At 41.0% G+C, this 13404-nt stretch carries 13 protein-coding genes; all 13 read left to right on the top strand.

The genetic code is table 11. The annotated features are described in order from the left end of the window. The first annotated feature begins 36 nt into the window (after nt 1-36). Complete coding sequence (locus P767_RS0108695) at nt 37-687, top strand: ExbD/TolR family protein (RefSeq protein ID WP_026764194.1); 651 nt, start codon at nt 37-39, stop codon at nt 685-687. 33 nt (nt 688-720) lie between these two features. Next, nucleotides 721-1275: an ExbD/TolR family protein gene (locus P767_RS0108690; RefSeq protein ID WP_026764193.1), complete on the top strand. Its 555-nt coding sequence runs from the start codon at nt 721-723 to the stop codon at nt 1273-1275. Nucleotides 1276-1310: 35 nt separating this feature from the next. Then, nucleotides 1311-2141: an energy transducer TonB gene (locus P767_RS0108685; protein WP_026764192.1), complete on the top strand. Its 831-nt coding sequence runs from the start codon at nt 1311-1313 to the stop codon at nt 2139-2141. 109 nt (nt 2142-2250) lie between these two features. Then, nucleotides 2251-3633: a tRNA uridine-5-carboxymethylaminomethyl(34) synthesis GTPase MnmE gene (gene mnmE / locus P767_RS0108680; RefSeq protein ID WP_026764191.1), complete on the top strand. Its 1383-nt coding sequence runs from the start codon at nt 2251-2253 to the stop codon at nt 3631-3633. Between the two features lie 208 nt (nt 3634-3841). Further along, nucleotides 3842-4201, top strand: a complete 360-nt coding sequence (locus tag P767_RS0108675; protein ID WP_026764190.1) for a helix-turn-helix domain-containing protein — start codon at nt 3842-3844, stop codon at nt 4199-4201. Further along, nucleotides 4198-5304, top strand: coding sequence for a site-specific integrase (locus P767_RS0108670; RefSeq protein WP_026764189.1), 1107 nt, complete (start codon nt 4198-4200; stop codon nt 5302-5304). Before P767_RS0108675 ends, P767_RS0108670 begins: the two co-directional genes overlap by 4 nt. 2 nt (nt 5305-5306) lie before the next feature. Beyond that, on the top strand, nt 5307-6374 hold the full coding sequence (locus tag P767_RS0108665) for a DUF6617 family protein (RefSeq protein ID WP_026764188.1): 1068 nt from the start codon (nt 5307-5309) through the stop codon (nt 6372-6374). Nucleotides 6375-6479: 105 nt separating this feature from the next. Then, entirely contained in the window at nt 6480-6785 is a 306-nt protein-coding gene (locus tag P767_RS0108660; protein ID WP_051417250.1) for a helix-turn-helix domain-containing protein, read from the top strand. A gap of 30 nt (nt 6786-6815) precedes the next feature. Beyond that, entirely contained in the window at nt 6816-9065 is a 2250-nt protein-coding gene (locus tag P767_RS0108655) for a DUF3987 domain-containing protein (RefSeq protein ID WP_026764186.1), read from the top strand. A gap of 162 nt (nt 9066-9227) precedes the next feature. Next, complete coding sequence (locus P767_RS0108645; protein ID WP_026764185.1) at nt 9228-9539, top strand: helix-turn-helix domain-containing protein; 312 nt, start codon at nt 9228-9230, stop codon at nt 9537-9539. Nucleotides 9540-9542: 3 nt separating this feature from the next. Further along, complete coding sequence (locus P767_RS0108640) at nt 9543-11327, top strand: type I restriction-modification system subunit M (RefSeq protein WP_026764184.1); 1785 nt, start codon at nt 9543-9545, stop codon at nt 11325-11327. Nucleotide 11328: 1 nt separating this feature from the next. After that, nucleotides 11329-12648 carry an AAA family ATPase gene (locus P767_RS0108635; RefSeq protein ID WP_026764183.1) on the top strand — a complete coding sequence of 440 codons (1320 nt, stop codon included), beginning with the start codon at nt 11329-11331 and terminating at the stop codon, nt 12646-12648. After that, nucleotides 12648-13400: an HNH endonuclease gene (locus P767_RS0108630; protein ID WP_026764182.1), complete on the top strand. Its 753-nt coding sequence runs from the start codon at nt 12648-12650 to the stop codon at nt 13398-13400. Before P767_RS0108635 ends, P767_RS0108630 begins: the two co-directional genes overlap by 1 nt. The last annotated feature ends 4 nt before the right edge of the window (nt 13401-13404 follow it).

Here is a 13404-nt window from a genome sequence, read left to right as displayed (position 1 = left end):
TGAATCCTATATAAGTGAACAGTAAAAAACAAAACAATGGGTAGAGCCAAATTACCTCGGAAGAGTACAAATATTGACATGACGGCGATGTGCGACGTGGCCTTTCTCTTGTTGTCGTTCTTTATCTTAACGACCAAGTTTAAACCCGCAGAAGCTATTGCTGTTACTACACCCAATTCTGTTGCCGCGAAAGTGGCGCCCCAGAAAGATTATGTAATGGTAATTCTGGATGCAAATGGTAAAGTATTTCTTGAAATGGACGATGAGTCTAAGAAGGAAGCTATTGCCAATGCCTTGAATTCCAGCAGAAATCTTGGATTAAATACAGCTGCTTTTAAAAAGTCACTGTTTTTCGGAGCACCATTCGGCAGTCTATCTTCATTCCTTGCATTGCCAGAAGATCAGCGCAAGGGTGATAAGTTGCCTGGTATCCCGGTATTGGATACAGCAAACAATGAATTGGTTACCTGGATGAGAGTTACTAAAGAAGTTTACATGGGCGAAAAAGAACCTGCATTCCTTTTAAAAGGCGATAATGCAGCTAAGTTTCCTGCTTTCAAAGCCATTATTGATGCTTTCAAGAAGAATGATATCCTGAAGTTTCAGATGGTTACCAGTCCGGAAGCAGCTCCTGTAGGTACTGATCTTTGGAAGATGAATCAGAAAGGTGAAAAAATAGAAGAGTAAAATAATTTATAACGAAAACTAAATTCTACCGACATGGCAGAAATGGATACCTCCGACAGTGGTGGCCACAAGAAAGGCCCCGGGGTCAAGAAAGGGAAAAAATTATCAACCAGGGTTGACTTAACACCCATGGTGGACTTAGGTTTCTTGTTGATTACCTTTTTTATCTTCACTACAACCATGAGTCAGCCAACGGCTATGAAGCTCTTTTTACCAAAAGATGCAGATAAACCGGAGGAACAAAATAAGGCGAAAGAATCAGGTGTTATTACCTTGTTACTAGGAAAAGACAACAACGTTTTCTATTATGAAGGTCAATTAGCATCAGATGCTTCAAACTTTAAATCATCCACCTTCAAGGAAATCAGAACTGTTCTGATCGACAAGAAGCGCAATACTCCTGAAAAGGATTTAGTAGTGGTGATTAAGCCTTCAGTTGACTGTACTTACAAAAATGTAGTAGATATTTTAGATGAGATGGCAATCAATGTGTTGAAGCGTTATGCACTAGTAGATATTTCAGACCCTGAAGCACAGTTGGTTAAAATATCAGATGCAAGTGCTACAGCAGGTGGCGCATCTAATTAATATCAACAAGCAACTAATTAATAACATTTTTTACAATGGACGTAAATAAAATTCAATCAGCAGACATTCTCGACATCATATTTGATGGAAGAAACAAAGAGTATGGCGCTTATGATTTGCGTAAAACCTACAACAAGCGTATGGTTAAGGCTTTAGTAGGAACGATTCTTATCATATTGCTTGCTGTACTTGGCAACCTGCTTGCCAATTCTACCTCAAGTTCGAAGACAGAATTAATAGTGCAGGATGTGTCGTTGGAAAACGTGCAGCAGGAAGAGAAAAAGCCTGAACCGCCGCCACCCCCACCGCCACCAAAGCAAGAGCCTCCAAAAGTGGAAATCACAAAGTTCACTCCTCCTAAAATTGTAAAAGATGAGGAAGTGAAGGAAGAAGATGAAATTAAAGAGGTTGAAAAATTAGAAGATACCAAGATTGGTACAATTAATCAGGAAGGTGCTAAAGACGAAGGTATCGTTGCTCCTCCGGTTGAATCAGGTACTGGTGTGGTAGAAGCTCCTAAAAAAGAAGAAGATTACGATAAGATTTTCACCGTGGTACAAATCCCGGCAGAATTCCCTGGTGGTTTGCCTGCATGGGCAAAATACCTGGAGCGTAACTTGAACAGAGACTTACCCGTTGAAAACGGTGCGCCTCCGGGAAAGTACACAGTAGTGGTTTCTTTTATTGTAGCGAAAGATGGTAAAATCAGTGACGTTGTTGCTGAAAACGATCCTGGTTATGGTACTAAGAATGAAGCGATACGTGTAATTACCAGAGGTCCAAGTTGGAAGCCTGCGGTACAGAACGGTAGAAACGTAATCTATCGTCACAAGCAGAGCATTACATTCATGGTTTCTGAAGAGTAATCTCCGAAATAATAATCTTACAAACCCCGGTTCTGCAAAGTGCCGGGGTTTTTTATTTCCCTGTTCCTGCATGTCAATGACAATTCACAAAAGCGGCTATCTTTACTTTATGAATACGACACTTCAAGGCTGGGACGATACAATAGTGGCATTGGCAACAGCACCTGGTATTGGTGCCATTGGAGTAATCAGAGTTAGCGGTCCTTCCAGTTTTATGGTGCTGAATCAACTATTTCCTTCTAAGGATTTATTGAAACAGGCATCTCATACGCTTCATGTAGGTCTGCTGAAAGATGGGGATACCGTTATTGACGAAGTAGTTCTTTCTTTATACAAAGGCCCAAAGTCTTATACTGGGGAAGATGTAATTGAAATCAGTTGTCATGGTTCTCCTTATATACAGGAACAAATAATACAGGTAATTACTTCCAGAGGAATCCGACTGGCAAAACCAGGTGAGTTTACGCAAAGAGCTTTTTTGAAAGGGAAAATGGATCTGGCACAGGCGGAAGCAGTGGCCGATTTAATTGCCAGTAACACGGAAGCAAGTAAAAGAGCTGCATTACATACCATGCGGGGAGGCTTCTCTTCCGATCTTTCGCAATTAAGAGAAACTTTGATTCGTTTTTCGGCGCTGATTGAGCTGGAACTGGACTTTTCGCAAGAAGATGTAGAATTCGCAGACCGGTCAGCATTTGCAGACTTGATTGCTCAATTAAAAACCGCCACGCAACAATTAATTGCTTCTTTCAAGCTCGGGAACGTAATCAAAAATGGGGTTCAGGTTGCTATAATCGGAAAGCCCAATGCAGGCAAATCAACTTTACTCAATACTTTACTGAATGAAAACCGGGCCATTGTAAGTGATATTGCCGGTACAACCAGAGATACAATTGAAGAAGTGTTGAACATTGACGGTGTATTATTCAGATTGATAGACACGGCAGGAATTAGAGAGCATACCTCTGATGCAATTGAACAGATTGGGGTAAGCAAGAGCAAGGAAAAAATGCGGGCTGCTGAACTGGTGATATATCTCTTTGATGTATTAACAACAACAGCAGAAGAGCTGGCACAGGTGGTTGCAGAATTTGAAGCAGAAAATATTCAATATATACTTGTAGGAAATAAGGCTGACCTTGCTTCAAAAGAGCAACTAGCATACTTTGAACAATTTTCTCATCAGTTGTTTATTTCTGCAAAGAACAATGAGCAGATTGAAGCCTTGAAAAAGGAACTGGTGAATAAAACCATTCACGGAAACATACATGCAGAGTCAACAATAGTAACCAATGCACGTCACAATGCAGCATTGGTAGCTTTGTTACAGTCTGTTGAAGAAGTGGAAGCTGGTCTGCAGAACAGAGTCCCCGGTGATTTGCTTGCGCTGGATATAAGGCAATGCCTTCACCATTTAGGAACCATTACTGGTACCATTACACACGAAGATCAGCTGGACTACATCTTTAGTAAGTTCTGTATCGGAAAGTAACTATCTTTCCTTTGTTTCATAAATGCTTGTTTTTGTTGGGTTTTAGCTGATTTATCCTTCTCTTTTTTGTTGCCCAACTCTACTTTTTTACCTATATTTGTTGCCTAATTGTTGCCCAGATTTGTTGCCCACAAATCAGGCAACAGTCGGGAGAGAACATGCTACATACAGCTACAAGCTGCAACATGGAGCAACAACAGGCAACAAAATGAGCAGTAACATTCGTCTTCAAAAAACTTGTCAGCACTGCGGTAATCGCTTTACCGCAAAGACTACCGTTACACAGTTTTGCTCAGATACCTGTGCCAAACGAGCATACAAGCAGCGGAAGCGGAACGAAAAAATTGAAGTGGCCATCAAGGAAGAAACCGAGAAAGCACTTTACAACCCTGCCATTGCTCAAAAGGAATTTCTAACCGTTGAAGAAGCCTGCCAGTTAATCAACGCCAGCCGATGGACCATTTACAGGCTCATTGTGAAAGGCGAACTCAAAGCAGGTAAACTGGGCAGAAGTACCCGTATTCCCCGGGCAGCTATCAATGAATTATTCAAACTAACTGAAGCATGACAGTAACACTTAGGCAACGCAAAAAGGGCGATAAAATCAGCCTGTATCTTGATTACTACAGTGATGGTAAAAGAGATTACGAATACCTGCAACTCTACCTGATACCCGAGCCGGAGAAAGGCAAGCTCACCAAAGAGCAGAAGGAAGAGAACTGCAAAACACTTGTATTGGCAGAAGCCATCAGGTCGAAGCGTTTGTTACAGATAAAGAATGAGGAATACGGCTTTCGTGATACCGATAAAGCCAAAGGCAGTTTCATTGCCTACTTTGAACGCCTCACAGAGAAAAGGAGAAACAGCCAGGGTAATTGGGGCAACTGGGATAGCGTATTGAAACACTTGAAGAAGTTTGCCAAGAACGGAGCATCATTCAAAGAAATTGATAAAAACTGGCTGGAAGATTTCAAGAACTACCTCCAGTATGAAGCCAAGAGCAAAACCAATAAACGCCTTTCGCAGAACTCTCAATCTTCCTATTTCAGCAAGGTAACAGCAGCTTTGAAAGAAGCCGTAAAAGAAGGCATCATCCAAACCAACCCGGCAAACCAAGTGGAAGGCATCAAAGCGGATGATCCAGATAGGGAGTTCCTGACATTGGAAGAACTACAGGCAGCCGCTAAAGTGGAATGTGAAATGCCGGTGTTGAAAGATGCTTTCATCTTTTCTGCCTTAACGGGTTTGCGTTGGTCAGATATTGAAAAGCTGGTTTGGTCAGAAGTGCAGCACTCCGAGCAGTCCGGGTATTACATCCGTTTCAGGCAGAAGAAAACAAAGGGAGCAGAAACCTTGCCCATTTCAGAACAGGCTTTTCAGTTGTTAGGCAATAGAAGGAAGCCCGAGGATAAAGTATTTGAAGGCTTGTATTACAGTGCCTGGCATAACTTGAAACTTCGTGAATGGGTAATGAAAGCAGGTATCACAAAACACATCACCTTTCACTGTGCAAGGCATACCTACGCCACCCTTCAAATTACATTGGGTACAGACATTTACACTGTTTCAAAACTCTTAGGACACAGGCACCTGAAAACAACCGAAATTTACGCTAAGGTGATTGACCATAAAAAACAGGAGGCAGCGAATAAAATCAAATTAGACTTATAGCGATGGAGATAAAAGTATTAGACAGCATAATGCACGGTGCTTTGAAACCGTGGAAAATGGATACCACCAACTCAAGGCGGTTCACTGAATTGGTGAAAGCTGCAAAAGCAGCTACACCGAAAACTATTGCAGAATTGCAGTCACAAATGACCGCATTGCTGGCCGACTATCCGCAGTTAAAGAAAGTGCTGGCCGATAGTGCAATTACAAACGACACAATACAACCGCTTTCATATAAAACAGTTTTACCCAAGTACACAGACCCCATCACCAACTTTTATTTTTTAGTAATCACAGCGGAAACACTCAGGGTATATAATTCCATCCTTTTGAAAGCTGCATCACTTACTGAGTTGGTTGATATTCAGTATCAGATTAACAAGGTGCTCAACAGTATCAAAGTATTGGCAAAGCAAACCGCAGCCGAGTTAATTGAAAGGGATTTTACAACAGATCCCAATGAGCAAAGCAATCATGTACATTATGCCCTTCATTGCTTAAAGCATAGTTTGATACAGCTTTATTTTAGCGTTCAACATTCATTTGAAAACAGCTTGCAGCACACCACAAGTTTAGAAGACTTTTATGTGTTGGATTTGGAACTGCCATTGTCAAGCATCCAAGAATTAGAATACATTGGGCAGGTAGTGCCAGTCGGCAAGCAAAGCGAGGAATTCACCGAAAGCCAGGAAACAATTTGCTTCGGCTTCAAAGATGATATTGAAAAACTGAAAACTGTTGTAAATCAGTTGTGCTATCAGATAGAGTTCCTGAATGAGGATGTTGCTAATGCTGATGAATTGATAAAAGCCTTCACAGCAAAAAGCATCCTGCCGGGTGCAGTTAAAATTCAATTAGGCTGCGAAACAAAACACTTCCGCTACTGCATTGATAAGTTCATGCCATACTTCAATAGCCTTTCACTGGCCAACATAGAGAAGTCAAAAATCTTCTATTCAAAGAAGGACACCCCTATTACAGCAAACAACCTTTCTGCCAGTGGTTCAAAGAACAGAATTGAACCGAAGGAAAAGGCAACCATTGACAAAATCTTCAAATATCTGCAATAAAAAACATTAAGATTATTCAGTAATCTGAGTAAGGGATTAACCCCTTAACCTTTGCCCCTCAAGCATTTGAGAGGTTTGTGCCATCAAACTTTAAAAAGTAAAAAGATGGCAAACGAAGATTTAATCTTAGACAAGCTCACCGAAATCGCTAACAAGCTGGATGAGCAAAACCTGTTACAAAAAACAGTACTGAACTTTAATGAGGCTTGCAAGTATTTGGATGTAAGCCCATCGCATTTGTACAAACTCACCAGTACAAAGCACATCCCCCATTTCTGTCCTCAGGGTAAGAAACTCTACTTCAAACGGGAGGAATTGGATAACTGGTTACAGCGTAACCGAAAATCAGCAGCCGATGAAATTGATCAGATGGCAGCCGACTATGTTATCCGCAACAAACGCAAGAAGTAAGAATTTTTTATTAACTGAAAGAACAGAACAATGGCATCAAGTACCATATTCAGAAACTTTACCGTTCCGGTTGAAAAGAGATCATTGCTTCTTATTGGCAATGATATAGCCAACGGCAAATACAAAGCCGAGGTTGAAGAAATCAGGGCATTGCTGGAACAGGGTAAAGCGGAGGAAGCCGCCAGTAAGAAAAAGCAATTGTTGGCTTTCACTCCATCCGCAGTATTCACCGAGAAAAGGCAAATGCCTTTCCTGGAAATGTACAGCGGCTTTGTGCATCTTGATTTTGATAAGCTGACACCGGAGCAGTTAGATACAGCCTTCAAAGTCATTGCCGAAATTCCCTACACATTCTTATGCTTCATCAGCCCCAGCGGCAACGGCCTCAAAGTATTCATTGAAGTGAATACAGACATTGAGCACCATGACACAGCCTATTTGCAGGTGCAGCAGTTTTACGAAGAAGCCACAGGATTAAAGGCCGACCCAAGCTGCAAAGACATTACACGCCTTTGCTTCATGAGTTACCATCCCGGACTGTACAAGAATATCCGTAACGAGAAATTCAAAGTGCAGCTACCTGAAACCAAAATGCAGGAGCCGGTAAGGGAAACGACAGAGACGATTTCACCACTGCAACAAAGCGAACCCGAAGAGGATCTGAATACCGCTTTCATCTTCAACCAACAAATTCAATTCACTAATCAAAAATCACAATACACCGATGGAAACAGGAACAATTATATTTATCGGCTTGCTTCTAATTGCAACCGAGCTGGTTTATCGCAGTCCGATGTTGAACTTTTATGTACACAGCATTTTGACCTACCTGAAAGAGAAATTCTCGAAGCGATAAAGAGCGCCTACACCCACCATAAACCCGAGTTTGCAAAGTTTGCAAACACTGCAAAGCTGCAAAGTACAGAACAGCAGCCCCCACAGGAAGACTACCTGAAGGCAACACCCACCATTCCCGAAGAACTCTATTTGCAAATTCCTGACCTTTTGCAGCATGGTGCAATGGCTTTTACAGATGAAAGGGAAAGAGATGTTTTCCTGACAGGTGCATTGGCTATTCTCAGCGGATGTTTGCCCGGTGTAAAGGGAGTGTATGCAGGAAATGAAGTATTCCCCAATGTATTTTCTTTTGCCATTGCACCGGCTGCCAGTGGCAAGGGTGCTTTGAAATTCGCCAAAATGCTGGCAGATGATTACCACAGCTTTGTACTAAAGGCAAGCCGTGAGGCAGAGATGCTGTACAATCAGGAATTGTCAGAACACAAGCAGCGTATCAGCAGCAAGAAAAAAGGCGACACTTCCACAGAAGAGCCACCCACCAAACCCACTTTTAAAGTGGTGTACATTCCTGCCAATACCAGCTATGCAAAAATCCTTTGGCACTTGGAGCAGAACGAGGGAACAGGCATCATTTGCGAAACCGAAGCTGATACCCTGGGCAATGTATTCAAACAGGAATGGGGTTCCTATTCCGATATGCTTCGCAAATCGTTTCACCATGAGAGGCTTTCCAGTTCCCGTAAAGGCAACAATGAATTTACCGAAGTAAATGCCCCCAGCTTGTCCATTGCCCTATCGGGTACACCCAATCAGGTAACGGGTTTGATAGCCTCTTCCGAAGATGGTTTGTTCAGCCGTTTCCTATTCTATGCCTTCAAGGTGGAGCAGCGTTGGAAAGATGTTTCGCCTAATGCCAATAACATTAACCTAACCGAGCATTTCAAAGTCCTTTCAGGCAGGGTGTTCAATATGGTCCAGTTCCTGCAACGGGAAGAAACCATTATCGAACTAACAACAGAGCAATGGCAGCAGCTAAACCATCACTGTGAGGGATGGCTGAACGAGGTAACCATGTTCACAGCCGAGGAAGCTGCCAGTATTGTAAAACGCCTGGGCTTGATCCTGTACCGCATGGCCATGATTTTTACTTCTCTCCGCAAATTTGAGAACGGTGAGGCAGCCACCCTGATAGTGTGTACCGATGAAGATTTTAATACCGCCCTGCGTTTGGCAGAAATCTACCTCCACCACAGCATCCTCATGTTCAACAATCTGCCCAAGCAGAGCGAAGCCACCCAGTTTAAAACAGGCGACAGCAAACGCAAATTCTTTGAGACTTTGCCGGCAGAGTTTACCCGCCAGCAGGCCGTTGAAATCGGCAAACAGTTTCAGCTTTCACCCCGTACCGTGGACGATATTCTCCACAATGCCACTGGCAAGGCTTTGGAAAAACTGAAAGCCGGCCACTACCGCAAAATTTAACCAGCATCTTTTCCCTGGCATAGCTCCCCATACGGCATACCCGATGGGGTTTTTGCTTTGTTTGCAGACTTTGCAAGGTTTGCAACCCTGCTATTCTTTTTAGTAAAATCTTGTTTTTGATTTCTTATATTTGCCAATATTTGACAAGTCAATAATAAAACAATGAAAAGTCAATTTGGTGAGAGGGTAAGGGAGCTCAGAGAAAAGCAAAACTTGTATTTGCGGCAGGTAGCACCATTGCTGGAAATGGATACGGCACAACTGAGTAAAATTGAAAAAGGGAGCAGATTAATTAAGAGGGAGCAGATACAAGTTTTGGCTGACATTCTGAAAGCTGATTCAAACGAGTTGCTGGTGCTTTGGTTGGCCGATCAGTTGTATGAAGTGGTCAAGGATGAAGATGTAGCACTAAAGGCTATGGATGCTGCTCAAGAAACATTGAAATCTAATAAAAGAAACAAAAGAAATAAATAACTCATGGCTTTAAATACACAATCACTTCAACCAATTATCAACTTTCTCTGGACGGTTGCTGATGATGTTTTAGTTAATACCTATCAGAAGGGTAAATACAAAGATGTTATTCTGCCAATGATTGTTATTCGCAGATTAGACTTACTATTAGAGCCTACGAAAGACCAGGTTCTTAAAACATTTTCGGAGTATAAGGACAAGCTGCAAAATCTTGATTCATTGTTAACGAACAGTAAGCATGGTTCAGGACTGGCCTTTTATAACACCTCGCCATTCACATTGAAGAAACTAATGCAAGATCCAAAAAACTTGCGTTCTAATTTTGAAAACTACCTCAATGGCTTTTCAGATAATGTACAAGACATTATCAATAAGTTTAAGTTTAGAAATGAAATAGAAACACTCGAAGAAGCTCAAATTCTATTCTCTTTAATCGAAAAGTTTTGTTCTCCCAAAGTTGAACTACATCCAGATAAGCTACCACCATTAGCTATGGGTTATGTTTATGAAGATTTAGTAAGGCGTTTTAATGAAGAAAATAACGAAGAAGCAGGAGAGCACTTTACACCAAGGGAAATCATCGATTTAATGACGCATCTTGTTTTTGTTCCCGTAAAAGATCAAATCAAACAAGGTACATATTTGCTTTACGACCCTTGCGTTGGTTCTGGTGGTATGCTCACAATCGCAAAGAACTTCATGTTGAATCCGGAAGGTCCAATTAAAAGCAATGCAACAGTTCATTTATACGGGCAGGAAAGTACGCCATTCATATACGCTACCTGTAAAAGCGATATGCTGATTAAAGGTGAAGACCCAAACAAAATTGCCTATGGCAGTACATTGAGTGCTTACGGTTTTCCTTCTGATTTGAAGTTCGATTTCATGCTCACTAACCCGCCTTATGGCAAAACGTGGGCTCCCGACAAGAAAGCCCTTGGAGTAGGCGAAAAAGGAAAGATCATTGATAAGCGTTTTATACTGAATGGCACCTATAAGAATGAAGCTGTAACCAGTCGGGTTAATGATGGTCAGTTGATGTTTGTATTACACATGCTCAGTAAAATGAAGGATACCGAACTCGGCAGTCGTATTGCTTCAGTTCACAATGGTTCAGCCTTATTTACTGGTGATGCAGGTCAAGGTGAAAGCGAAATCAGAAAGCATATCATTTCAAATGATTTGTTGGAAGCCATCATTGCATTGCCTAATGATATGTTCTACAATACGGGTATTCCCACTTACATTTTCGTTATCACCAATAGAAAGGCAAAACACCGTATAGGAAAGGTTCAGCTGATTAATGCTACATCTGAAAAGTTCTACACTAAGATGCGGAAACCTTTGGGCAAAAAGAGGGTTGAGTTTTCAGAAAGTCATATACCGGTAATTGAAAAAATGTACCTCGACTTTGAGGAGAATGAATACAGTAAAATTTTCGATAACGAGGATTTTGGCTACACACAAATTACTGTGAACCGTCCGGAAAGAGATGAAAACGGTAATATTATTTATGCAAGTAAAGGGAAACCAAAGGCAGATAGCAAATTGAAGGACACAGAGAACATTCCTTTGAAAGAAGATATTCAGGAGTTTTTTGAAAGAGAAGTATTGCCTTTTGCTCCTGATGCATGGTGGGATGAAAAGGATATCAAGGTGGGTTATGAAATCAATTTTGCTAAATACTTCTATAAACACCAGCCCCCAAGGACATTAGCGGAAATTGCAAAAGATATTCTGGCTATTGAAGAAGAAACAGAGGGGCTATTAAAAGAAATAATCGAATAAGATGCAGATAACACACATACACATAAAAAACTTTAAGGGCTTTGAAGAAAAGTCTTTTGAGTTCAAGGAAAGATTTACTGTGGCCATAGGAAATAATGGTCTTGGTAAATCAACCTTGCTCAATGCATTGCAAGTGGGTTTAGGTGCTTTTTTACAGTCAATGCCTACACTACCTGCAAACTATATTTACAGAAGGCAGTTTAAGAAAGGAGAACGGTTTAAAAAATATTATCCTGAAAGAAAAGACTATCTGCCTAATAAGGAGAATCCGTCTTTAATAGTAGCTGCAAAATGGTATCCAAAAGATGTAGTTGATGAAATACCTGTGCCGTTCCGCTGGGAAAGACACTATCTCCCTAGTAATGCTACCACACATAAAAAGGAGCACTCTGCTGATATTATTCAGTATGCAAATTATTTGTTCGATAATCATGCAAGCAAAAAGAATGTGCTTTACCCTGTATTAGCTAACTTCTATATTAATCGAACCAATGCACAGGTAAGAAGGGTTGATAAAAAGTGGCGTAGAATGTCTCGGCTGGAGAAAGGATATTACACTGCACTTGGAGATAGTGTTGATTTTACAGGTGTGTATGAATGGTTATACAGTTACGAAAAGAAGGTAAAAGATGAGGTAGAATTTGAGGGCACAATACAAGCAATGTATGATGCCATTACAACCGCCATACCCTATATAAAAGAAATTGAATACAACTCAAAGTATGATGAGTTTGAAGTGTTGGTAGATTTTAATGACGGGCAGCCGGTTGAAAGAAAGATTGCCTCGATGCTCAGCGATGGTATGAAGGCTATGTTGAACATGGTGGCAGAAATTGCTTACCGCTGCATCATGTTGAATGGAAAGTTGGGTTATGATGCAGTTGTGAAAAGCCCTGGCGTAGTATTGATTGATGAATTAGACATGCACTTGCATCCCACATGGCAGCGGCATGTTATCAAAGATTTGAAAGCTGCTTTCCCGAATATGCAGTTTGTGGTAACAACTCATTCGCCATTTATAGTGCAAAGTATAAATGCAGATGAATTGATTAATCTTGATGTTCACACCACTATAAATCCGAAGGATTATCCAATAGAGGTAATTTCTGAGGAAGTAATGAATGTAGAAGCATCTTATGGCACAGATAAAAAGGAAGAAGAAAAGCAAAGTGTTGACTACTTCCATCTTTTAAGTGAAGCCGAAAAAAGCAATAATAAGGATGCCTATAAAATCCAATTGGAGCAACTTGAGAACTCAATCACTGATACTGGATTGCGGGCTTATTTAAAAACTCACAGAATAGCTAAAAACATCATTTAATGAGACCGATAGAGAATAGCCCAATACCTCAGGTAAATGGTGTAAATAAAACATTTGCCAATTATCAGGAATGGCGTGAAGACCTGGCTGATGCATACGGTCAACATTGTGTTTTTTGCAATGACAGGTTACAAAGTAGGTTTGAGGTAGAGCATTTAGTAGCTCAATCTTTAGGAATAGTTCCCCCTCTTGCATGGAATAACTTATTTCTGGCTTGTGGTCCGTGTAATTTGGCTAAGTCTGCAAGAGTTGCTACAGCAGCAACACATTATTTGCCAAACGCAAATAATACGCACATGATTTTTTCTTACACAATTAGAAAGCATAAGAAGAACGGCAAATATGCATGTATTCCTGTGTTCAATCCGATTTTAAATCCAAATCAGAGAACCAAAGCAATTAATACAATTACATATACCGAGTTGAACCGCATTGAGCAAACGCCAGTTCGCCAAAGAAAAATGACGGATGTAAGATGGCTAAACAGGTATACTGCATATCAAGTTGCAAACACCCAAAGAGCATTATGGAATACATTAACAACGCCACAGCAAAGGGCAGCCTATTTAGCAGCTATACCGCCAATGATTGAAAAGAATGGTTTCTTTTCAATCTGGTTTGATGCCTTTACTGGTGTAACAGATGTTTTAAGGGTCATTGTAAACAGTCTGCCTAATACATCAATGGCTTGTTTTGATGCCAATTTTAATCCACAACACCGTAGACCGGCAGACCCGGTTGATACAATTTAGAAGA

Origin of the sequence: Sediminibacterium salmoneum NBRC 103935, from assembly GCF_000511175.1 — a bacterium.
Lineage (GTDB): Bacteria > Bacteroidota > Bacteroidia > Chitinophagales > Chitinophagaceae > Sediminibacterium > Sediminibacterium salmoneum.
This window is presented reverse-complemented; position numbering and strand designations above follow the sequence as displayed.

Bases quoted from the DNA above. Each gene is read 5' to 3' on its own strand.
- P767_RS0108685 (WP_026764192.1), top strand. From the start codon at position 1,311: ATGGACGTAAATAAAATTCAATCAGCAGACATTCTCGACATCATATTT.
- P767_RS0108695 (WP_026764194.1), top strand. From the start codon at position 37: ATGGGTAGAGCCAAATTACCTCGGAAGAGTACAAATATTGACATGACG.
- P767_RS0108660 (WP_051417250.1), top strand. From the start codon at position 6,480: ATGGCAAACGAAGATTTAATCTTAGACAAGCTCACCGAAATCGCTAAC.
- P767_RS0108675 (WP_026764190.1), top strand. From the start codon at position 3,842: ATGAGCAGTAACATTCGTCTTCAAAAAACTTGTCAGCACTGCGGTAAT.
- P767_RS0108655 (WP_026764186.1), top strand. From the start codon at position 6,816: ATGGCATCAAGTACCATATTCAGAAACTTTACCGTTCCGGTTGAAAAG.
- mnmE (WP_026764191.1), top strand. From the start codon at position 2,251: ATGAATACGACACTTCAAGGCTGGGACGATACAATAGTGGCATTGGCA.
- P767_RS0108630 (WP_026764182.1), top strand. From the start codon at position 12,648: ATGAGACCGATAGAGAATAGCCCAATACCTCAGGTAAATGGTGTAAAT.
- P767_RS0108645 (WP_026764185.1), top strand. From the start codon at position 9,228: ATGAAAAGTCAATTTGGTGAGAGGGTAAGGGAGCTCAGAGAAAAGCAA.
- P767_RS0108635 (WP_026764183.1), top strand. From the start codon at position 11,329: ATGCAGATAACACACATACACATAAAAAACTTTAAGGGCTTTGAAGAA.
- P767_RS0108690 (WP_026764193.1), top strand. From the start codon at position 721: ATGGCAGAAATGGATACCTCCGACAGTGGTGGCCACAAGAAAGGCCCC.
- P767_RS0108665 (WP_026764188.1), top strand. From the start codon at position 5,307: ATGGAGATAAAAGTATTAGACAGCATAATGCACGGTGCTTTGAAACCG.
- P767_RS0108640 (WP_026764184.1), top strand. From the start codon at position 9,543: ATGGCTTTAAATACACAATCACTTCAACCAATTATCAACTTTCTCTGG.
- P767_RS0108670 (WP_026764189.1), top strand. From the start codon at position 4,198: ATGACAGTAACACTTAGGCAACGCAAAAAGGGCGATAAAATCAGCCTG.